At 72.7% G+C, this 19,508-nt stretch carries 22 protein-coding genes; 12 read left to right on the top strand and 10 right to left on the bottom strand.

What is annotated here, in order from left to right; genetic code table 11:
- Window positions 1–11: 11 nt before the first annotated feature.
- Window positions 12–1,448, bottom strand: a complete 1,437-nt coding sequence (gltX, locus tag EFL26_RS06200; RefSeq protein WP_246000089.1) for a glutamate--tRNA ligase — start codon at window positions 1,446–1,448, stop codon at window positions 12–14.
- Window positions 1,449–1,541: 93 nt separating this feature from the next.
- Entirely contained in the window at window positions 1,542–2,342 is an 801-nt protein-coding gene (locus tag EFL26_RS06195; protein ID WP_123222023.1) for a fumarylacetoacetate hydrolase family protein, read from the bottom strand.
- Between the two features lie 51 nt (window positions 2,343–2,393).
- On the opposite strand from EFL26_RS06195, the gene EFL26_RS06190 reads away from it, so the two are divergent.
- Entirely contained in the window at window positions 2,394–3,296 is a 903-nt protein-coding gene (locus EFL26_RS06190; protein ID WP_123222022.1) for a 3-methyladenine DNA glycosylase, read from the top strand.
- A gap of 37 nt (window positions 3,297–3,333) precedes the next feature.
- Here EFL26_RS06190 and EFL26_RS06185 read toward each other — a convergent pair whose 3' ends face one another.
- Entirely contained in the window at window positions 3,334–3,924 is a 591-nt protein-coding gene (locus tag EFL26_RS06185) for a hypothetical protein (RefSeq protein ID WP_148046648.1), read from the bottom strand.
- A 50-nt stretch (window positions 3,925–3,974) separates the two neighbouring features.
- On the opposite strand from EFL26_RS06185, the gene EFL26_RS06180 reads away from it, so the two are divergent.
- Both EFL26_RS06180 and EFL26_RS06175 read left to right on the top strand, forming a co-directional pair.
- A complete protein-coding gene (locus EFL26_RS06180) occupies window positions 3,975–4,661 on the top strand; it encodes a response regulator transcription factor (protein WP_123222020.1) in 687 nt (228 codons plus the stop codon).
- Complete coding sequence (locus tag EFL26_RS06175) at window positions 4,661–5,932, top strand: sensor histidine kinase (protein WP_123222019.1); 1,272 nt, start codon at window positions 4,661–4,663, stop codon at window positions 5,930–5,932. Before EFL26_RS06180 ends, EFL26_RS06175 begins: the two co-directional genes overlap by 1 nt.
- Before the next feature lie 82 nt (window positions 5,933–6,014).
- Here EFL26_RS06175 and EFL26_RS06170 read toward each other — a convergent pair whose 3' ends face one another.
- On the bottom strand, window positions 6,015–6,461 hold the full coding sequence (locus tag EFL26_RS06170) for a hypothetical protein (RefSeq protein WP_148046647.1): 447 nt from the start codon (window positions 6,459–6,461) through the stop codon (window positions 6,015–6,017).
- 238 nt (window positions 6,462–6,699) lie between these two features.
- Between EFL26_RS06170 and EFL26_RS24485 the strand changes: the two genes are divergently transcribed.
- Genes EFL26_RS24485 through EFL26_RS06145 form a run of 6 tightly spaced genes read left to right on the top strand, consistent with a single transcriptional unit; the run spans window position 6,700 to window position 10,570 of the window.
- Window positions 6,700–7,164 carry a hypothetical protein gene (locus EFL26_RS24485; RefSeq protein WP_221176900.1) on the top strand — a complete coding sequence of 155 codons (465 nt, stop codon included), beginning with the start codon at window positions 6,700–6,702 and terminating at the stop codon, window positions 7,162–7,164.
- A 4-nt stretch (window positions 7,165–7,168) separates the two neighbouring features.
- The gene (locus EFL26_RS06165) at window positions 7,169–8,125 is read left to right on the top strand and encodes an FAD:protein FMN transferase (protein ID WP_123222017.1); all 957 of its coding nucleotides are present in this window, start codon (window positions 7,169–7,171) and stop codon (window positions 8,123–8,125) included.
- Window position 8,126: 1 nt separating this feature from the next.
- Window positions 8,127–8,723: a ferric reductase-like transmembrane domain-containing protein gene (locus tag EFL26_RS06160; protein WP_123222016.1), complete on the top strand. Its 597-nt coding sequence runs from the start codon at window positions 8,127–8,129 to the stop codon at window positions 8,721–8,723.
- Entirely contained in the window at window positions 8,720–9,940 is a 1,221-nt protein-coding gene (locus EFL26_RS06155; protein WP_183408055.1) for an NADH-ubiquinone oxidoreductase-F iron-sulfur binding region domain-containing protein, read from the top strand. The genes EFL26_RS06160 and EFL26_RS06155 overlap by 4 nt, the downstream gene beginning before the upstream one ends.
- Complete coding sequence (locus EFL26_RS06150; RefSeq protein ID WP_123222014.1) at window positions 9,937–10,152, top strand: ferredoxin; 216 nt, start codon at window positions 9,937–9,939, stop codon at window positions 10,150–10,152. The genes EFL26_RS06155 and EFL26_RS06150 overlap by 4 nt, the downstream gene beginning before the upstream one ends.
- A gap of 52 nt (window positions 10,153–10,204) precedes the next feature.
- Complete coding sequence (locus EFL26_RS06145; protein ID WP_148046645.1) at window positions 10,205–10,570, top strand: hypothetical protein; 366 nt, start codon at window positions 10,205–10,207, stop codon at window positions 10,568–10,570.
- A gap of 1 nt (window position 10,571) precedes the next feature.
- Here EFL26_RS06145 and EFL26_RS06140 read toward each other — a convergent pair whose 3' ends face one another.
- Together EFL26_RS06140 and EFL26_RS06135 are read right to left on the bottom strand one after the other, a co-directional pair.
- Window positions 10,572–11,969, bottom strand: coding sequence for an amidase (locus EFL26_RS06140; protein WP_123222012.1), 1,398 nt, complete (start codon window positions 11,967–11,969; stop codon window positions 10,572–10,574).
- Between the two features lie 78 nt (window positions 11,970–12,047).
- On the bottom strand, window positions 12,048–12,590 hold the full coding sequence (locus tag EFL26_RS06135) for an NADPH-dependent FMN reductase (protein WP_123222011.1): 543 nt from the start codon (window positions 12,588–12,590) through the stop codon (window positions 12,048–12,050).
- A gap of 117 nt (window positions 12,591–12,707) precedes the next feature.
- Between EFL26_RS06135 and EFL26_RS06130 the strand changes: the two genes are divergently transcribed.
- From EFL26_RS06130 to EFL26_RS06120, 3 genes are read left to right on the top strand one after another with little or no spacing between them, the layout of a single operon-like run.
- The gene (locus tag EFL26_RS06130; RefSeq protein ID WP_123222416.1) at window positions 12,708–13,316 is read left to right on the top strand and encodes a TetR/AcrR family transcriptional regulator; all 609 of its coding nucleotides are present in this window, start codon (window positions 12,708–12,710) and stop codon (window positions 13,314–13,316) included.
- Window position 13,317: 1 nt separating this feature from the next.
- Complete coding sequence (arcC, locus tag EFL26_RS06125) at window positions 13,318–14,226, top strand: carbamate kinase (protein ID WP_123222010.1); 909 nt, start codon at window positions 13,318–13,320, stop codon at window positions 14,224–14,226.
- 1 nt (window position 14,227) lies between these two features.
- A complete protein-coding gene (locus EFL26_RS06120) occupies window positions 14,228–14,935 on the top strand; it encodes a M23 family metallopeptidase (RefSeq protein WP_123222009.1) in 708 nt (235 codons plus the stop codon).
- A gap of 4 nt (window positions 14,936–14,939) precedes the next feature.
- Here the strand turns inward: EFL26_RS06120 and cimA are convergent, their stop codons facing one another.
- From cimA to EFL26_RS24875, 4 genes are all read right to left on the bottom strand, one after another.
- Window positions 14,940–16,514: a citramalate synthase gene (gene cimA, locus EFL26_RS06115; protein ID WP_123222008.1), complete on the bottom strand. Its 1,575-nt coding sequence runs from the start codon at window positions 16,512–16,514 to the stop codon at window positions 14,940–14,942.
- Between the two features lie 272 nt (window positions 16,515–16,786).
- Window positions 16,787–17,869, bottom strand: coding sequence for a branched-chain amino acid aminotransferase (locus EFL26_RS06110; protein ID WP_123222007.1), 1,083 nt, complete (start codon window positions 17,867–17,869; stop codon window positions 16,787–16,789).
- Window positions 17,870–17,963: 94 nt separating this feature from the next.
- Entirely contained in the window at window positions 17,964–19,031 is a 1,068-nt protein-coding gene (locus EFL26_RS06105; RefSeq protein ID WP_123222006.1) for a 3-isopropylmalate dehydrogenase, read from the bottom strand.
- A 9-nt stretch (window positions 19,032–19,040) separates the two neighbouring features.
- The gene (locus EFL26_RS24875) at window positions 19,041–19,166 is read right to left on the bottom strand and encodes a hypothetical protein (protein ID WP_281273688.1); all 126 of its coding nucleotides are present in this window, start codon (window positions 19,164–19,166) and stop codon (window positions 19,041–19,043) included.
- Between the last annotated feature and the right edge of the window lie 342 nt (window positions 19,167–19,508).

Here is a 19,508-nt window from a genome sequence, read left to right as displayed (position 1 = left end):
CCTCGACCCGCTCAGCCGAGCACCGCGTCGAGGCGGGCCAGCGAGACGTCCCGGCCCAGCAGCTCCAGCGACTCGAAGAGCGGAGGAGAGATCCGGCGTCCGGTGATCGCGACGCGCACCGGTCCGAACGCGTTGCGGGGCTTGAGCCCGAGCTCGTCGACGAGCTTGGCCCGCAGCGCCTCCTCGATCGACGCGGTCGTCCAGGACTCCGCCGCTGCGAGCGCGCTGCGCGCCGCCGCGGCGACGGCGCGGCCGTCCTCGTCGAGCACCTTCGCGACATCGTCGGCGTCGTACTCCACCTGGTCGGCGAACAGGAAGCCGAGCATGTCCACGGCCTCGGTCAGCTTGTTGATCCGTTCGTGCACCAGCGGCATCGCGGCGTCGAGGAGCTGCTGCTGCGCGGCGGAGACCGGGTCGGAGAGGAGGCCGGCGCGCTGCAGGTACGGCGTGACCCGCCGGCCCATCTCCTCGACGCTCAGCAGCCGCATGTGCGACCCGTTGATCGCCTCGGCCTTCTTGAGGTCGAAGCGCGCGGGGTTGGGGTTGACGTCGGCGATGTCGAACGCGGCGACCATCTCGTCGACGGAGAAGACGTCGCGGTCGGGCCCGATCGCCCAGCCGAGCAGTGCCAGGTAGTTCAGCAGCCCCTCGGGCAGGAACCCGTCGTCGCGGTAGGCCAGCGCGTGCGCCTCCGGGTCGCGCTTGGAGAGCTTCTTGTTGCCCTCCCCCATCACGTAGGGCAGGTGCCCGAAGCGCGGCGTGGTCTCGGCGACGCCGATCGCGGCCAGGGCGTCGTACAGGGCGAGCTGGCGCGGGGTGGAGGACAGCAGGTCCTCGCCGCGGAGCACGTGGGTGATCTTCATCAGCGCGTCGTCGACCGGAGCGACCAGGGTGTAGAGCGGGTCGCCGTTGGCGCGTGCGAGCGCGAAGTCCGGCACGTGGTCGCTGTGGAAGGACACCTCGCCGCGGACGAGGTCGTCCCAGCCGATCTCGCCGTCGGGCATCCGGAACCGGATCACCGGATCGCGGCCCAGCGTCAGGAACGCCTCGCGCTGCTCTGCGGTCAGCTCGCGGCAGAAGCCGTCGTACCCGAGGACCTTCGAGCCGGACGCCTTGCGCCGGTCGGCGACCTCCTCGTTGGTGCAGTAGCAGGCGTAGGTGTAGCCCTCCTCGAAGAGCCGGGACAGGACGTCGGCGTAGATGTCGCTGCGCTCGCTCTGCCGGTACGGCGCGTAGGGACCGCCGACCTCCGGGCCCTCGTCCCAGTCCAGGCCGAGCCACCGGAAGAGGTCGAGGATCGCCTCGTAGGACTCGTCGGTGCTGCGCTCCTTGTCGGTGTCCTCGACGCGGAACACGAAGGTGCCTCCGTGGTGGCGCGCGAACGCCCAGTTGAACAGCGCCGTGCGGACCAGGCCGACGTGCGGCGATCCGGTCGGGCTGGGCGCCATGCGCACCCGGACGCCGCCGGGTGCGGCTGAGCCCGCCGGGTTGGTTGAGCTTGCCGCGGCGTTGTTGGTGGTGGGCTCAGTCACACGCATCTCTCAATCACGCTGTTTCACGGGGTTGGTCAGGTTGCCGATGCCGGCGATCGACACCTCGACCTCGTCACCGACCTGCATCGGGCCGACGCCCTCGGGGGTGCCGGTGAGGATCACGTCGCCGGGCAGCAGGGTCATCACCGAGCTGACGTAGGCGACCAGGCTCGGGACGTCGTGGACCATGTCCGCGGTCGAGCCGTCCTGCTTCAGGTCGCCGTTGAGGAAGGTCTGCACCCGCAGGTCGCTCACGTCGAGCTCGGTCTCGATCCAGGGGCCGAGCGGGCAGAAGGAGTCGAAGCCCTTCGCGCGGGTGAACTGCACGTCGGAGCGCTGCAGGTCGCGCGCGGTGACGTCGTTGCCGACGGTGTAGCCCTGGATCACGTCGGCCGCCTTCGCGGCCGGCACGTCGCGGCAGATCCGGCCGATCACCACGGCGAGCTCGCCCTCGTAGTGCAGCTCGCGGGTCTGGCGGGGGTAGAAGATCGGGTCGCCCGGGCCGATCACGCTGGTGTTGGGCTTCATGAAGAGCAGCGGCTCGGCGGGGGCCTCGCCGCCCATCTCGGCGGCGTGTGCGGCGTAGTTCTTGCCGATCCCGATCACCTTGCTGCGGGGCAGCACCGGCGAGAGCAGGCGCACGTCCGCGAGCGGGTACTCCTTGCTCGACAGGTGCAGGCCGACGTACAGGGGGTCGCCGTTGAGCGCCACGATCACGCAGTCCTCGTCGGGGATGCCGTGCTCGTCGACCTCTCCGGTCACCACCCCGTACTGGGGATCTTCTCCGGTCGTGAACCTCGCGATGCGCACCCGGGGAGCCTATCGGCGTGCTGGGCACCCCGGTCGACGTACCCTTCCGCCGTGCAACCGACCGTCCTGGCCCGCGACGCGTGGACGCCCCGAGCCGTCGCCCACGCCGAGCGGGTGGACGCATGGATCCAGCCGCACCTCGAGCGCCGCCGCCGGGGCGCCGCCCACCCGGTGCACGACTTCCTGTTCACCTACTACTCCCACCGACCGTCCGCCCTCCGCCGCTGGCACCCCGGGTACGGCGTCACGCTGCTCGATGCCCCCGAGTACTCCGACCTCAAGGGCTACTGCCGGATAGTCCCTCACGTTCCGCACCCTTCCGGCGCCGAAACAGATGCCGAACGTGAGGGACTATCCGTCTCCGACGACCACCTGGCGGCACAGCGCCCCCTCATCGAGTCGATCCGGCGGCTGCTGGTGGCGACGGCGGAGCGGCCGGCGGCGCTGGGCTGCTTCGGACTGCACGAGTGGGCGATGGTGTACCGGGCCGCGGAGGTGCGGCACGCCTGGCCGCTGCGGCTCGGGGCGAGCGGCACGGACACCGTCGTGGAGTCGCACCGGATCGCGTGCTCCCACTTCGACGCGTTCCGGTTCTTCACCGACGCCGCCCGCCCGCTCAACGTGCTCCAGCCCGCGCGCGACGACCGGGCCGCGTTCGAGCAGCCGGGCTGCCTGCACGCGGGGATGGACCTCTACAAGCACGCCTTCCGGCTCGGCCCGCTGGTGCCCTCCGAGCTGGTCGCCGACTGCTTCGCGCTGGCGTGGGACATCCGGGAGCTGGACATGCGGGCGTCGCCGTACGACCTGGCCGGCCTCGGCTACGAGCCGGTGCCGATCGAGACGCCCGAGGGCAAGGCGACGTACGTCGCCCAGCAGCGCGCCTTCGCCGAACGAGCGGCCCCGTTGCGGCAGCGCCTGATCGAGACCTGCGCGCGCCTGCTGGCCGCGACGTGAGGCCGCCCGGCACGGGCGCAATCCGTCCCGACGACGCTCAACCCACCTCGTCCGCGCTGCTGCCCGACTCGACGTGGAACTGCGGCGTGCCGCCGACGCAGGTGGCGTGGACCTGCACCTCCGTGCCGCCGTTGGTGAACTTCACCTCGACCGAGTCCCCCGAGTCGTCGCCGCGCTCGTAGGACCACCCGTCGGCAGGTGATGCTCCCTTGAGCGTGGCGAGCGAGCCCGTGCAGGAGACGGTCACGAACCCGGCCGAGCCGGTCCAGGTACGCGTCTCGATGCGCTGGGCGGGCGCGGCCGTCTTCGTGGAGGGACTGGCCTGCTTCGTCGGGCCGGAACCCGTCGGCCGCGCGGACGGAGGGGCCGTCGACGAGGGCGTCCTCGACGGCCGTGCCGTCGGGGTGCGGGTGTGGGCCGGGGAGGACGGCGAGGGTGTCGACGGCAGCGCGGACGCGACCGGCGCCGGTCCGAGCGTGCCCACGACCGGCGGCTTGGTCTCGGAGGCCGACGGCCTGCCGGTCACCTGCTGGCCGGCGCGGTCGATCGCCAGCCAGGTCACGGCCGAGCCGACGATCACGATCGCGACCCAGAGGCTCACCGCCAGCGTCCACATCCTCCTGCTCACGGACCCATCCTTTCAGCCCGCAGTCGGCGTCCGCCCGCTAGCGTCGGAGCATGGCCAGCGTCGTGATCGTGGAGGACGACCCGTCCATCCGCACCGCGCTCCAGCACGCGCTCGAGGAGCAGGGTCACGCGGTGGCCACGTCGGCCAACGGCCTCGGCGCCCTCGACCTCGTCGTACGCACCGAGCCCGATGCGGTCCTCCTCGACCTCGGGCTCCCGGACATCGACGGGCTCAAGGTGCTCGCCATGCTGCGCGGCGTCAGCACCGTGCCGGTCATCGTGATCACGGCCCGCGACGACGACCCGACGATCGTGGCCGCGCTCGATGCCGGCGCCGACGACTACGTGGTGAAGCCCTTCGGCGTGGACCACGTGGCCGCCCGCATCCGTGCGGTGCTCCGCCGTGGCACGAGCGCGGGCGAGGACCCGGTGATCCGCGTGGGCGAGCTCAGCATCGACCCCCGCGCGCGTCGCGTGACCCTGGCGGGTGCCGAGGTCGACCTCACGCGCAAGGAGTTCGACCTGCTCTTCGCCCTCGCCAGCCGGAGGGGCGAGGTGGTCTCGAAGCGCACGCTGCTCGCCGAGGTCTGGCAGCAGGCGTACGGCGGCGGCGACCGCACCGTCGACGTGCACCTCTCGTGGCTGCGCCGCAAGCTCGGGGAGACCGCGGCGGAGCCGCGCTACCTGCACACGGTGCGCGGAGTCGGGATCCGCTGCGCCGAGCCGGACGACGACTGATGCGTCGACGGATCGGCCTGCTGGTCGCGGCCACCACGTCGGCCGTCGTGCTCGCCTTCGTGATCCCGCTGTGCCTGCTGGTGCGCAACATGGCCGAGGACCGGGCGATGGCGGCTGCCGACGAGGAAGCCCGCAACATCGCCATCCTGGTGTCCAGCCTGCACGACGACCCGACGCTCCCGGACGTGGTGGCCGCCGTGGACCAGCGTTCACCCGTCACCACCACCGTCGTCCTGGCCAGCCGTACGACGCTGGGCAGCGGGTCCGTCACCGCGGACGACGCCGACGTCGAGAAGGGCCGCACCGGCAGCGCGTTCACCCATGCGACCGCGCAGGGAGCCCGGACCGTCGTACCGGTGGTCACGGCCGACGGCACGGACGTCGTGGTCACGGACGTGACCAACGCGCAGCTGCACCAGGGCGTGCTCGCCGCCTGGGCGGCGATCCTGGCCCTCGGCATCCTCCTGCTCTCGATGGCGTGGGTCGTGGCCGTGCAGCTCGGCCGCCGGATCAGCACCCCGGTGACCCGGGTGGCCGAGGTCGCCGACCGCCTGCGCGAGGGCGAGCTCGGCGCGCGGGCACCGCTGGAGGGCCCGCCCGAGACCAAGGCCCTCGCCGAGGCGCTCAACCGCCTGGCCGAGCGGATCACCGAGCTGCTGGCCGCCGAGCGGGCCGCCGTCGGCGACCTGTCCCACCGGCTGCGCACACCGGTCACGGCCCTGCGGATCGATGTCGAGGGCGTCACCGAGCCGAGCCTGGCCGAACGACTGCGTCAGCACGTCGGCAACCTGCAGCGCAGCATCGACGCGATCGTGAACGACGCCCGCCGCCCGGTGCGTCACGACATGGCCTCGGTCTGCGACGCCACGGCGGTCGTCCGTGAGCGCGCGGCGTACTGGGCTCCCCTGGCCGAGGACCAGGACCGCCGTCTGGACGTCGAGATCCCCCCGGAGCCGGCTCCCGTGCCGCTCGACGAGGTGGACCTGCGCGACGTGGTCGACGTGCTCGTCGACAATGTCTTCGCGCACACACCGGAGGGCACCGAGTTCGCGGTCTCGCTGCGTCGCGACGGCCGCGCGGTGCACCTGGTCGTCACCGACCGCGGCCCGGGACCGGCGCCTCGTCCGCGGACCGGCCCCGGGCACACCGGCCTCGGGCTCGAGATCGTGCGGCGCACGGTCGAGCCGGCCGGGGGCAGTGTCGAGATCGGTGCCGCCCCGAAGGGCGGCACCGTCGTGGGCGTACGACTGCCGCTGAGTCCTGGGGACTGAGGCGCACCACCCGACCCGAGAGCGGGGGTTCTCTCGGTGGAGGTGGCTGCCTCGAACCCAGCGGGTCATGTGTGCGTCGACCTCAGTCGTCGCTGCCCACGTCCTCGGGGTCGGGCGCGTCCTGGCCGCCGTCGTCGGACGAGTGCTCGACCTCCTCGTTGGAGTCGTCGCCCGGCTCCGCCTGGCTGTCGTCAACGTGCTCGGTCTCGTTCTGGTCGTCGGACGAGTCGTGCGAGGTGTGCGACGTCGAGCGGACACCGGCCGTGGTGGCCGGAGCAGCAGCGGGCGCCGGCAGGTCGTGGACGACGACCACCTTCTCCTTGACGCGGACGCACGCGTTGCCCTGGACCTTCCACCCCTGCTCGCAGGGCTTCCAGGTGGTGCTGCTGACGGGAGCGGGCTCCTGGGTCGTCACCGACGCCGGCCTGGTCGCCGGCCCCGTCGCGGCGGTTGCCTGGTAGGCCACGACGGCGGCAGCCGTGCCGGCCACCGTGCCCGCGAGGGTCAACAGCGGTGCTGAGAATCGCACGGTTGATCTCCTTCGTTCTACGGGCAGCGGTCCTGCCCGAGCCCGCTCAGCATCGGCCCGGCTCTCCTAGGTGCGCCTCGCCGGAACGTCAAGTTCACATCAAATCCTCAGGGTCCCGCCCGCGGGTCGCGGTTGCACGGGCCCCCGACTTCAGGCGGACTTAACAGTGCGATGAGGACGACTTGTCCGGATTCCTTGCACGCTGTGGGTCACATCCGAGCCACTCTGGAGGTACGACGTGCCGAAGCCCTGGTTTCGCAAGGCCGATCCGGACGCGCTGGTCGTCCGGGCGGGGAGCCCGGTGAAGCGCGACGTCTACAAGGCCGCGACCGCCGGTGTCACGGGCGCCACCGCGTTCGGTGCCTTGGCCGTGACCGGGGTCGTGGCCGGCACCGCCGCCCACGACAAGGCCCTGCAGGACGCCGCGAAGGCCGCTCCGTCGCCCGCGCCGGTCACCGCCCCGCAGCCCGCCGCGAAGCGGCGGCCCCACCGCACGGTCGTGCGCACGCGGGTCGTGCACGCGGCGAGCAGCGCGGGAATCGCGCGGCCGGCCACCGGCGGCACGGTGACCTCGCACAGCACGACGAGCGCGACCAGCCACACGAGCACCGTCACCCACTCCGCGCCCGCACCGGCCCCGAAGCCCGCCCCGGCGCCCGCCCCGAAGCCCAAGCCGGCACCGGCACCGTCCTCCGGTTCCTGAGCCCGTGTCCACCGACCTGCTCCCCCAGCTCGCCCGGCATCACCGCTTCACCGCGCTGGGCACCTACGTCCACCTCAGCACGACCGCCGACCTCGGGCGGGCGGTGGAGCTCGCCGAGGCGGTCCTCGCCGAGGTCGACCGGACCTGCAGCCGGTTCCGCCCCGACTCCGACCTGGTGCGCGCCAACAGCCGCGCCGGCCGGTGGACCGACGTCGACCCGTTGCTGGCAGCGGCGGTGAGCGTCGCGGCCGACGCGGCCCGCGAGAGCGACGGACTGGTCGACCCCTGCCTCGGTCGCGCGCTCGTCGAGATCGGCTACGACCAGGACCTCGCACACGTGCTGGCCCGCGGCGACGGCCACCCGGTGCCGCCGGCCTCGGCCCGGCCGGACGCGTGGCGCGACGTGCAGGTCGACGCGCACGGCGCGGTCTTCGTGCCCGAGGGCGTCGAGCTGGACCTCGGCGCGACCGCCAAGGCATGGGCCTCCGACCTGCTGGCGCTCAGCCTCGTCGAGACGCTCGGCGGCGACGCCCTGGTGAGCCTGGGCGGCGACGTGCGCATCGCAGGCACCGACCAGCGCGCCTGGCCGATCGTCGTGACCGAGCACCTCGACGGTGTCGGCGACGAGCTCGACCCCGCCCTGATCACCCTCGACGGAGGCGGCCTGGCCACCTCCTCCACGGCGGTACGCCGCTGGCGCGCCGGCGGTGTCGTGCAGCACCACCTGCTCGACCCGCGGACCGGCCGACCGGCTGCGCCGTACTGGCGCACGGTGACCGCCACCGGACCCACCTGCGTCGCCGCCAACGTGGCCAGCACCGCGGCGATCGTGCTCGGCGCCGAGGCCGAGGCGTGGCTGGCGGCGCGCGGCATCGACGCCCGCCTCGTCGGCGTCGACGGCACCGTACGCCGCACCGGCGACTGGCCGGCCGACCCCGCACCCCGAGCGAAGGAGGCCTGACGTGCTCAGCTCATTCGTCCAGCAGATCTCCCACGGCCCGATGCTGTGGTACCTCAACCGCGGCAGCGGCGTCGCGCTCCTCCTGGTGCTGACCGCGACCCTCTGCCTGGGGATCCTCAGCGCCCGCGCGGGCCGGTCCCGGCTCGTGCCCCGGTTCGTCGGGCAGCAGCTCCATCGCAACCTCGGCGTGCTCGCGCTGGTCCTGGTCGTCGGGCACGTGGCCACCGCCGTCGCCGACACCTACGTCGACATCCGCTGGTGGCAGGCCGTGTCCCCGGTCGGAGCGACGTACAAGCCGCTCTGGCTGGGCCTGGGCAGCCTTTCGTTCGACGTCATGCTGCTGGTGGTCCTCACCAGCCTCCTGCGGCACCGGATGGGCCAGCGCTCGTGGCACGCCGTGCACCTGCTGGGCTACCTCTCCTGGCCGCTCGCGGTCGTGCACTCGGTCGGCATCGGGACCGATGCGTCCTCCGTCTGGGGCCGGCAGGTGGGCCTCGGCTGCGTCGCCGCCGTCGCGGCGGTCTCGCTGATCCGGGTGGCCTCCGACCTGCTGGCCGGGCGTCGGCGCCCCGCCGACCTGACCGGAGCGTCGCTGTGAGCCGCGCGCTGGACGTGCTTCCGGGTCCCTGGCTGCTGCGCAGCACCTCGCCCGGGCTGGAAGCGCACGCGGAGCTGCGCGGCTCGCTGCCCCAGCTCGACGCCGCCTCGCTGCTCGCGCTGGTCGAGGCGAGCGGACTGCGCGGTCGAGGCGGCGCGGGCTTCCCGTTCGCGACCAAGCTGCGCGCGACGGTCTCGGCCCCGGGGCGGCGCCGGCACGTCGTGGTCAACCTCAGCGAGGGCGAGCCGGCCAGCGCCAAGGACCTCGCGCTGACCCTGCACCAGCCGCACCTCGTGCTCGACGGTGCCAGCCTGGTCGCCCACGCCCTGGGCACCCGCGAGGTCCACGTGGTCACCGCTGCCGAGCACCCGGAGGCGCAGGAAGCCCTGCTGGCCGCGCTCGCCGAGCGCCGCAAGGAGCGGCGTGACGGCCGGCGGCGGTGGCGGCTCCACGAGGCATCGCCGCGGTTCGTCGGCGGCGAGGCCAGCGCCGTCACGGAGCTGATCGACGGCCGCCCGAACCTCCCGGTCACCAGCTGGCGACCCACCGCGCTCGCGGGGGTCGACGGCAAGCCCACGGTGCTCTCCAACGGCGAGACCTACGCCCAGCTCGCCGCCCTCGTGCTCGGCGGCGCACCCGTGCCCGGCACTCCGGCCGAGCCCGGCACCCGGCTGCTCAGCATCGCCGGGCCGACCGGGACGACCCGGGTCGTCGAGGTCGCGCACGGAACTCCTTGGCGCACCGTGCTCAGCACCACGGAGCTCGCCGCACCGGTCCTGCTCGGCGGCTACCACGGCACCTGGGCGCCGGCCGGTGCCCTCGAGCAGCTGAGCGTCTCGCACGCGGACCTGACCGCTGCCGGACTCGGCCTCGGCGCCGGGGTCGTGCTGCCGCTCGCCCCGGGCACGTGCCCGCTGCGGGCGACCGCAGGCGTCACGCGCTACCTGGCCCGCCAGTCCGCCGGCCGGTGCGGGCCCTGCCACCAGGGTCTCCCGGCGCTGGCGACCGCGCTCGACGCCTTCCTCGCCGGCGGCTCGCTGGAGCGGGTGGAGCGGCTCCGCTCCCTGGTGGTCGGACGCGGCGCCTGCGCTCACCCCGACGGCACCGCCCGACTGGTCGGGTCGGCGCTCGCCGCGTTCCCCGACGAGGTGGCCGCGCACAGCGACGGACAGTGCCGGGCACTGCGGCCGGCCCTCACCACGGTGGGCGTCCGATGAGCCGCGAGGCCGACCTGCGCGTCGACTGGCCGCGCTGCGAGGGCCGCGCGCTGTGCCACGAGCTGCTGCCCGAGCTGATCGACCTCGACCCGTGGGGCTACCCGATCGTCAACGGGCCGGTGCCGGCCCGCCTGCGCCCGGCGGCGCGCGAGGCCGTGCGCGACTGCCCGAAGCTGGCCCTGCGACTCATCGAGCGCAAGGACTCAGCCTGATCTGAGTACCGGTGCCCATGTGCTCGTGGCGGCCGGTCTCCACGCTGGAGGCATGACCACGCAGCAGGACAGCAAGCGCGAGCGGAACGCCCGCGTCATCGTCTGGATCGGCCTCCTGATCGCCGGCGCGCTCTGCGCCGCCGCGTCCTTCGTCGTCGACCTCGGCATCCTGTGGGAGCACTCGACCGGATGCGAGCCCGGTCCCGCCGACCCCGACCAGGTGGCGACCGGCCGGTTGTGGCTGGCTGTCGTGCTCGTCCTGGTGGTCGGGCTCTGGGCGCTGCTGTGGACCGTGCTGCGTCAGCACCACACGGCCGTCGTCGTCGCGGGCCTGCTCGGCCTCGCGCCGGCCGCCGCCTACCTGATGTACGGCGCGGACCCGGGAGCCTGGGTCGGCGGCTTCTGCATCCAGTTCTGACTCACCAGCACGCCGGGTGCCGCTCGCGCCAGGGGGCCGCGGCCTCGATCTGCGCCGCGAGCGACAGCAGGGCGGCCTCCGCCCCGGGCGCGGCCGCCAGCATCACGCCCACCGGCAGGCCGTCGGCCGTCCAGTGCAGCGGCAACGAGACGGCCGGGCTGCCGGTGACGTTCCAGATCGACGTCCACGGCGTGAACCGCTTCTGCGCCTCGAAGTCGGCAGCCGGGTCCTCGTCGTCACGGAGGGCGCCGACCGGCAACGGCGGGACCGCGAGCGTCGGCGTCAGCACCACGTCGTACGCCGCGAGGGCCGCGAGCGTGCGGGCCGCGACCCGGCGCAGCTCGCCGAGCGCGAGGCCGAACTCCGGACCGCTGATCCGCTCGCCCCACTCCCCGAGCCAGCGCGTGAGCGGGCGCAGCCGGTCCCGCGCCTCGCCGGGCAGGTTGACCGTGGAGAGCGCCGTGAGCACGGCCCAGCACGTCTCGAAGACCGGCACCGCGTCGCGGGGCAGCGGCGGCTCGATGTCGACCACCTCGTGGCCGAGCGACTCCAGGAGCCGACTGGCGTCCTCCCAGGCACGCAGGCACTCCGGGTCGACCTCGGTCTCGGCGATCACGGGCTCGGCGAACCGCGCGACGCGCAGCCGGCCCGGCTCGCGCTCGCAGGCGTCCAGGAACGGTCGGGCCTCGGCCGGCGCCCAGAACGGGTCGCCCACCGCGCGGCCGGCCATCACGTCGAGCAGCGCGGCCGCGTCGCGCACCGTGCGCGCCAGCGGGCCGGCCGTGGCCAGGCCGGTGACCTCGCCGTACATCGGCGACCCGGAGATCCGTCCGCGGGTCGGCTTGAGGCCGACGAGACCGCAGCAGCTGGCCGGGATCCGGATCGAGCCGCCACCGTCGGAGCCCTGGGCGACCGCGACGAGCCCTCCCGCCACGGCGGCCGCCGCTCCCCCGCTCGAGCCCCCGGCCATGCGGGACGTGTCCCACGGCGTCACCGCGGGCGGGGCGACGGCCGGCTCGGTGTAGCAGGGCGAGCCGAACTCCGGCGTGTTCGTCTTGCCCAGGCTGACCAGCCCGGCCGCCTCGATCCGGAGCACCAGCTCGTCGGAGAAGTCGGGGACGAAGTCGGCGAACAGCTCCGAGCCGTACGTCGTGCGCACCCCGGCCGTGGAGTTCAGGTCCTTGATCGCCGTCGGTACGCCGGCCAGCGGACCGTCCGCCGCCGCCGACCGCGCCCGCTCCCGAGCGCTCTCGGCGGTGACGGTGACGAACGCACCCAGGGAGGCGTCCAGCCGGCCGATCCGGTCGAGGTAGTGCTCGACCAGCTCCGCCGCGCTCACCTCGCCGGCCTTGATCGCGGCGCCCTGCTCGAGGGCGGTCAGGTCGTGGAGCTCGCTCACGGGAGCGAGGCTAGTCCGCGAGCCACGGACCGGGGCGCCCCGGACGGCCTCGTCCGCGACGCCCCGGCCACGAGGAGATCAGGCGGCGACGGCCTCGGCGTCGAACTCGACCAGGGTCAGCAGGGCCCGGCGCAGCCGCTCGCGGACCTCGGCGTCGTGGAGCACGTCGACGTCGATCGAGGACTGGGAGACGTCGACGTCCTCGACCACGATCGCGCCGGCGATCTTCACCGAGCGGCGCGCGTCCTCGTGGGCCCACTTGCCGCCGTACGGCGTCGGGGTCACGCCGATCACGCCGAACGGCTTGCCGACGAGCGCGCCCGCGCCGTACGGGCGGGACAGCCAGTCGATGGCGTTGTTGAGCACGGCCGGCATCGTGGCGTTGTACTCCGGGGTCACCGCGAGCACACGGTCGGCCTGGGCCACCCGCGCGCGCACCTGTGTGACGACCTCGGTGACGCCGTCGCGGTCGAGGTCCTCGTTGTAGAAGGGCAGGTCGCCCAGGCCGTCGACGATGTCGATCACGACGCCCTCGGGGGCGAGCTCCCGGAGCGACTCGGCGATCTGTCGGTTGACGCTGTCGGCGCGGAGGCTGCCGACCAGGACGGCTACGTGGGTCATGTTCTGCTCCTGAGGAGAGGGGACAACGGTCACCGGCTAAACGGACCGTGGTCCGTTTTCATTCCGGGCAGCCGAAAATCCCTTTCGGCCCGCTCGGGCCGCCCTAGGGTGGCGGGCATGCCCCCGCGCCACGACCTGCCGATCCTCGGGCAGGACGTGCGCGAGCGCAGCGACGCCGCCCGCAACCGCGAGGCGCTCCTGTCCGCGGCGCAGGAGCTGGTGGACCGGTGCGGCGTCGAGGCCGTGACGATGGACGCGGTCGCCGCGAGCGCCGGAGTCGGGAAGGGCACGGTGTTCCGGCGCTTCCGCAGCCGGGCCGGGCTCATGGCCGCGCTCCTGGACCAGTTCGAGGCCGACTGGCAGGCCCAGGTGATCAGTGGACCGCCCCCGCTCGGCCCCGGGGCCCCGCCCCTGGAGCGCCTGCTGGCGTTCGGCCGGTCGCGGCTCGAGCAGAACCTGCGCGGCGCCGCCCTGATCCGGGCGGCGCTCGACGGCGCCATGACCCGCAACTACGCGGTGTACTCCTTCGCCGCGACCCACCTGAGGTACCTGCTCGACGAGCTCGAGGTCGCCGGCGACATCGCGCTGCTCGCCACCGACCTGATGGCACCGCTGGAGGTGGTGATCCTGCAGCAGCAGATCGAGATCGAGGGCATGAGCGTGGAACGGATCGCTGCGGGCTGGGAGGACCTCGCCCTGCGGATCATCGCCCGGAGGAGGACCTGACGTGCGCATCGTGATCGCCCTCGGCGGCAACGCCCTGCTGCGCCGGGGCCAGCCCATGACGGCCGACAACCAGCGCTCGAACATCCGGGCCGCCAGCGAGCGGATCGCCGAGATCGTCGAGGGCAACGAGATCGTGGTCGCGCACGGCAACGGGCCGCAGGTCGGCCTGCTGGCGCTGCAGGCCGCGGCGTACGTCGACGTGCCGGCGTACCCGCTCGACGTGCTGGGCGCCCAGACCGAGGCGATGATCGGCTACGTGATCGAGCAGGAGCTCGGCAACCTGCTGCCCGAGGAGCAGCCGCTCGCGACCCTGCTCACGATGGTCGAGGTCGACCGGGACGACCCCGCCTTCACGCACCCGACGAAGCCGATCGGCCCGGTCTACCCGCGTGAGCAGGCGGTCGTGCTCGCGGCGGACGCCGGCTGGAGCATCGCACCCGACGGCGACGGCTTTCGTCGCGTGGTGCCGAGCCCGCGGCCGAAGCAGATCTTCGAGATCAAGCCGATCCGGCAGCTGCTCGAGCAGGGCACCATCGTGGTCTGCGCCGGCGGAGGCGGGATCCCGACGATGTTCGACGAGCACGGCCACCTCCACGGGGTCGAGGCGGTAGTGGACAAGGACGCGACGTCGGCGATGCTCGCCCAGCAGCTCGACGCCGACCTGCTGGTGATCGCGACCGACGTCGACGGGGTCTACCTGGACTGGGGCACGCCGCAGTCGCGACGCCTCGAGCGGGCCACGCCGGACGAGCTGGACGCCCTCGGCCTGGCCGAGGGCTCGATGGGACCGAAGGTGCAGGCCGCCGCGAGGTTCGCTCGCGAGACCGGCCACCGCGCCGTGATCGGCTCGCTCGACGACCTCGCGGCGATGGTCGTCGGCCGCGCCGGCACGGTCGTGGAGCGCAGCTGAGGTGCGCAGCCGCCACGGGCGGGCGCTGGCGCTGACGGCCGCGCTGCTGGGCGTCCTGTCGCTGGCCGGCTGCGGCGGGGGCTCCCCGTCGGCCTCGCCGCCCGGCGCGACCCCGACTGCGCCGTCGATCACCCCGGCCTCGCCCCCGGCGACCTCGGCCGCCCCGGCCAGTCCCCCAGTCACTCCGTCGGGCTCCCCCTCGGCCGCTCCCCCGAGCCCCACCGACCGCCCGGACCCGCGGTGGCGGTTCTACACCGACGACAAGGCCTGGCACACGTCACCGTGGTTCGAGGGCGCCCACCGGGTGATGATCGGCTACGGCTGCAACGCGTCCCCGTGGTACGCCCACGACTCCCGGTGCCCGGGTCGGGAGGGCTTCCACCACGGCATCGACGTCGCGATGCCGTGCGGCACCCCGCTGCTCTCCGCGGTCGACGGGGTCGTCCTCGACCCGTCGTCGCCCGGCGCACCCGGTGCGGCGTACGGCGTGCACCCGTTCCGCATCCGGTCCGGCGACCACGACATCCTGATCGGGCACACCGTCCACGTCCTCGTCAGCCCGGGCGAGCGGGTGCACCCGGGCCAGCGGATCGCGCTGGCCGGCGACAGCGGCGCCCCCGACGGCTGCCACCTGCACTTCGAGGTGCGCCGGGCAGGCGGCGGGCTCTCCACCGCCGTCGACCCGGCACCGTTCCTGAAGCTGTCCTGACCCCTCAGGCGCCGTGACGGCGCAGGCCGAACGTGAGCCCGTCGATCAGCGCCTCCCACGACGCCTCGATCACGTTGTGCCCGACGCCCACGGTCACCCACGACGACTGGCCGTCGGAGGTCTCGATCAGTACCCGGGTGATCGCGTCGGTGCCGTGGCCCTGGTCGACGATCCGGACCTTGTAGTCGATCAGCTCGAACTTCACGATCTCGGGGTAGAGCTGCTGGATCGCCTGCCGCAGCGCGTGGTCCAGGGCGTTGACCGGGCCGTTGCCCTCGCCGGTGACCACGATCCGCGCGCCGCCGGCGAGCAGCTTCACGGTGGCCTCGGAGGCCGCCTCGGCCTGCGGGCTGGAGTCGGTGATCACCCGCCACGACTCCACCTCGAAGTACGACGGCCGGGCGCCGCCGACCTCCTCGGCGAGCATGAGCTCGAAGGAGGCGTCGGCGGCCTCGAAGGTGTAGCCGCGCAGCTCCATGTCCTTGACCCGGTCGGTCACCCGCTTGACCAGGTCCTGGTCGAGCTCGAACCCGAGCTCGCGGCCCTTGAGCTCGATCGACGCGCGGCCGGCCATGTCGGAGACCAGGAGCCTCATGTCGTTGCCGACCAGCGACGGGTCCATGTGCTGGTAGAGGTTGGGGTCGACCTTGATCGCGCTCGCGTGCAGGCCGGCCTTGTGGGCGAAGGCCGAGACGCCGACGTACGGCTGGCGCGAGGCGGGCGGCACGTTGGTGACCTCGGCCACCGCGTGCGCGATCCGGGTGGCCTCGCGCAGCAGTCCGGGCGGCAGCACCCGCCGGTCGAGCTTGAGCTCCAGGTTGGCCACCACGCTGACCAGGTCGGCGTTGCCGGTGCGCTCGCCGTACCCGTTGAGGGTGCCCTGCACGTGCGTGGCTCCGGCGTCGACCGCGGCCAGGGTGTTCGCGACCGCGCACCCGGTGTCGTTGTGGCAATGGATGCCCACGCGTCCGCCGGTCGAGGAGACCACGTCATCGACGACGTCGGACACCCAGCCCGGCAGCATGCCGCCGTTCGTGTCACACAGCGCGGCCACCTCGGCGCCGGCCTCGAACGCGGTGCGCAGCACCTCGAGGGCGTAGTCACGGTTGTCGCGGTAGCCGTCGAAGAAGTGCTCGGCGTCCAGGAAGACCCGCTGCCCCTCGGCGGACAGGTGCGCGACGGTGTCGCGGACCATCGCGAGGTTCTCCTCCAGCGTGGTGCGCAGGGCGAGCTCGACGTGCCGGTCGTGCGACTTCGCCACCAGCGTGACCACCCCGGCCCCGCTGTCGCGCAGCGCCGCGACCAGCGGGTCGTCGGCCGCCTTCACGTGGGCTCGCCGGGTCGCGCCGAACGCCGCCAGCTGGGCGTTCTGCAGCTTCAGCTCCTCGCGCGCCCGGGCGAAGAACTCGGTGTCCTTCGGGTTCGCCCCCGGCCAGCCGCCCTCGATGAAGCCGACCCCGAGCCCGTCGAGCTGGCGGGCGATCGCCAGCTTGTCGGCGACGGAGAGGTTGAGCCCCTCCTGCTGCGCGCCGTCGCGCAGGGTGGTGTCGTAGACGTGGAACGCGTCCCGGCTGTTCATCTCGTGTCCTCGGTGGCTCGTCGAAACCGTGCTGGGGCAACAAAAAAACCTCCCGGTGGACGAGAGGTCGGCGCGGCGGCCTGGTTGAAGTGGTTCGGCCGTCGCGCTAGCTGATAATGATGCGTGCTGCCCGCATGGTGACGAGTGTGCCACAGAGCTCGGGGCCGTGGACGGGCCGTCCAGAATCGTGACGGACGGATAGTCCGGCACGTTCGGACGCACATCCAGCCCTGAATTGCGTCCGAACGTGCCGGACTATCCCCGTACGACGCTCAGACCACCTGGTGCATCCAGCCGAACGTGTCGTCGGCACGGCCGTACTGGATGTCGACGAGGGCCTGGCGGATCTCCATGGTCAGCGGGCCGGCCTCGGTCGAGCCCTGGACCTCCCCGCCCTCCCACTTCAGCGTGCCGACCGGGGTGATGACGGCGGCGGTGCCGCAGGCGAACACCTCGGAGATCTCCCCGGACGCGACGCCCTCGCGCCACTCGTCGATCGAGAACCTCCGCTCCTCGACCTGGTGGCCGGCCTTGCCCGCGAGCTCGATGATCGCCGAGCGGGTGATGCCCTCCAGGATCGTGCCGGTCGCCGGCGTGACGATGTGGCCGTCGGCGTACACGAAGTACATGTTCATGCCGCCGAGCTCCTCGACGTACTTGCCCTCGGCCGCGTCGAGGAACACGACCTGGTCGCAACCCTGCGCGATCGCCTCCTGCTGGGCCACCAGCGAGCTCGCGTAGTTGCCGCCGGTCTTCGCCGCGCCCATGCCGCCGCGGCCGGCGCGGGTGTACTCCTCCGTCAGCCACAGCGTCAGCGGCTTGATGCCGCCCTTGAAGTAGGCCCCGGCCGGCGACGCGATCACCATGAAGGTGACATGCTCGGAGGGCCGCACCCCGAGGAACGCCTCGGTCGCGATCATGAACGGTCGCAGGTACAGGCTCTTCTCCGAGCCGGCCTCCGGGACCCACCGCTGGTCGACCTTCACCAGCTCGTCGACGGCCTGGACGAAGTCGTCCGGCTCGAGCACGGGAAGCGCGAGGCGGTGCGACGAGCCCACCATCCGCTTGGCGTTCTCCTCAGGACGGAAGGTCCAGATCGAGCCGTCGTCGTGCCGGTAGGCCTTCAGGCCCTCGAAGATCTCCTGCGCGTAGTGCAGGACCGCGGTCGCGGGGTCCAGGCTCAGCGGCCCGTACGCCGTGACGCGCGCGTCGTGCCAGCCCTGCTCGGGCGTCCACTCGACGGTGAGCATGTGGTCGGTGAAGTGGGTGCCGAAGCCGGGGTTGGCCAGGATCTCGGCGAGCTCGGCATCCGAGCGAGGATGCGCCGCGGGCACGAAGGAAATGTCCAGGGTCATGGGTGCACGTTATCTCTCACGAGGGGGTGGTTGAGCCTGCCGAAACCACCCGTTGCTGACGAAGGTGGTTTTCGGCAAGCTCGACCACCGGGGTCTAGGACCCCGCTACTCGTGCTGCGATCGCGTCGCCCACCTCGGCGGTGGAGCGCTTGGTCGCGGGGTCACGCTCGGCCAGGTCGGCGACGACGGCGTCCTCGATCCGGCGGGCGGCGTCGTCGAGCCCGAGGTGGTCGAGCATGAGCGCCACGGAGAGGATGGCCGCGGTCGGGTCGGCAACCTGCTGGCCGGCGATGTCCGGCGCCGACCCGTGCACCGGCTCGAACATCGACGGAGCCGTGCGGTCGGGGTTGACGTTGCCACTGGCGGCCAGGCCGATGCCTCCGGTGACCGCGGCGGCCAGGTCCGTGACGATGTCGCCGAAGAGGTTGTCGGTGACGATCACGTCGAACCGCGAGGGGTTCGTGGTCAGGTGGATCATGGTCGCGTCGACGTGCATGTAGTCGGTGGTCACCTCGGGGAACTCCCGGGCGACCTCCTCGAAGATCCGCCACCACACCGAGCCCGCGTGCACGAGCACGTTGGTCTTGTGCACCAGCGTGAGCTTCTTGCGCGGCCGCTTCTGCGCCCGGGCGAACGCGTCGCGCACGACCCGCTCGACGCCGAAGGCGGTGTTCACCGAGACCTCGGTGGCGACCTCGTGCGGCGTACCGACGCGCAGCGCGCCGCCGTTGCCGGTGTAGGGGCCCTCGGTGCCCTCGCGGACCACCACGAAGTCCACCTCGCCAGGGTCGGCGAGCGGCGAGATCGAGCCCGGGAAGATGCGCGACGGCCGCAGGTTGACGTAGTGGTCGAGCTCGAAGCGCAGCCGGAGCAGCAGGCCGCGCTCGAGGATGCCCGGAGGCAGGTTCGGGTCGTTGGGCTTCCCGCCGACCGCACCGAGCAGGATCGCGTCGTGCTGGCGGATCTCCTCCAGCACCGAGTCGGGCAGCACCTCACCGGTGGCGAGGTAGCGCTCGGCCCCGAGGTCGTAGCGCGTCGGCTCGAACTTCACGTCCGCCGGGGTCGCCTGCTCCAGCACCTTGAGACCCTCGGCGGTGACCTCGGGCCCGATCCCGTCACCCGGGATCACGGCAAGCTTCAGCGACTGTGGCTCAGTGGGCATGCGGCAAGGCTAGTTGTCGTCCGGGCGCTCGCCGCCGTTGTCTCGCAGGTCAAGCGCGGCCTGGACCGCGTCGTGCGAGTACGGGCTGTCGGGGTTGTTCCGGGCGGGTCCCCAGTCCGGGTACATGTCGTACATGGTGAGTTCCTTCGATGCGATCAGGTCTGTCTGCGGATGGGTGGAACGACGACCCTCCGCGGGACTCGACTCGTGATCGAGGAGCTCGAATGCTCAGAAGTATGGGGTGGAACTTCGCTGACTCGCTCGCGGAGGGTGGTAAGGCCGGTGGCGGGAACGCCGAACTCCGCGGCGAGGTGGCCCTACTTAAAAGGCCTCGCCACGGCGGCAAATAAGTACGAAGTTCCTCCGCATGGTGCATCGAGGGTAGAACGGATCGTTCGGGCCCGCCCGCGGTTTGCCGAAGATGTCCCACGATCCGAGACTTCTGTCCCATCTCACGTCTGGGTGGCGGCATTTGCG

Origin of the sequence: Nocardioides pocheonensis, assembly GCF_003725535.1 — a bacterium.
Classification (GTDB): domain Bacteria; phylum Actinomycetota; class Actinomycetes; order Propionibacteriales; family Nocardioidaceae; genus Marmoricola; species Marmoricola pocheonensis.
This window is presented reverse-complemented; position numbering and strand designations above follow the sequence as displayed.

Coding starts and splice junctions, on each gene's coding strand:
- gltX (WP_246000089.1), bottom strand. CDS start 1,448: ATGGCGCCCAGCCCGACCGGATCGCCGCACGTCGGCCTGGTCCGCACG.
- EFL26_RS06180 (WP_123222020.1), top strand. CDS start 3,975: ATGGCCAGCGTCGTGATCGTGGAGGACGACCCGTCCATCCGCACCGCG.
- EFL26_RS06175 (WP_123222019.1), top strand. CDS start 4,661: ATGCGTCGACGGATCGGCCTGCTGGTCGCGGCCACCACGTCGGCCGTC.
- EFL26_RS06150 (WP_123222014.1), top strand. CDS start 9,937: ATGAGCCGCGAGGCCGACCTGCGCGTCGACTGGCCGCGCTGCGAGGGC.
- EFL26_RS06145 (WP_148046645.1), top strand. CDS start 10,205: ATGACCACGCAGCAGGACAGCAAGCGCGAGCGGAACGCCCGCGTCATC.
- EFL26_RS06135 (WP_123222011.1), bottom strand. CDS start 12,590: ATGACCCACGTAGCCGTCCTGGTCGGCAGCCTCCGCGCCGACAGCGTC.
- EFL26_RS06130 (WP_123222416.1), top strand. CDS start 12,708: ATGCCCCCGCGCCACGACCTGCCGATCCTCGGGCAGGACGTGCGCGAG.
- cimA (WP_123222008.1), bottom strand. CDS start 16,514: ATGAACAGCCGGGACGCGTTCCACGTCTACGACACCACCCTGCGCGAC.
- EFL26_RS06110 (WP_123222007.1), bottom strand. CDS start 17,869: ATGACCCTGGACATTTCCTTCGTGCCCGCGGCGCATCCTCGCTCGGAT.
- EFL26_RS06105 (WP_123222006.1), bottom strand. CDS start 19,031: ATGCCCACTGAGCCACAGTCGCTGAAGCTTGCCGTGATCCCGGGTGAC.
- EFL26_RS24875 (WP_281273688.1), bottom strand. CDS start 19,166: ATGTACGACATGTACCCGGACTGGGGACCCGCCCGGAACAACCCCGAC.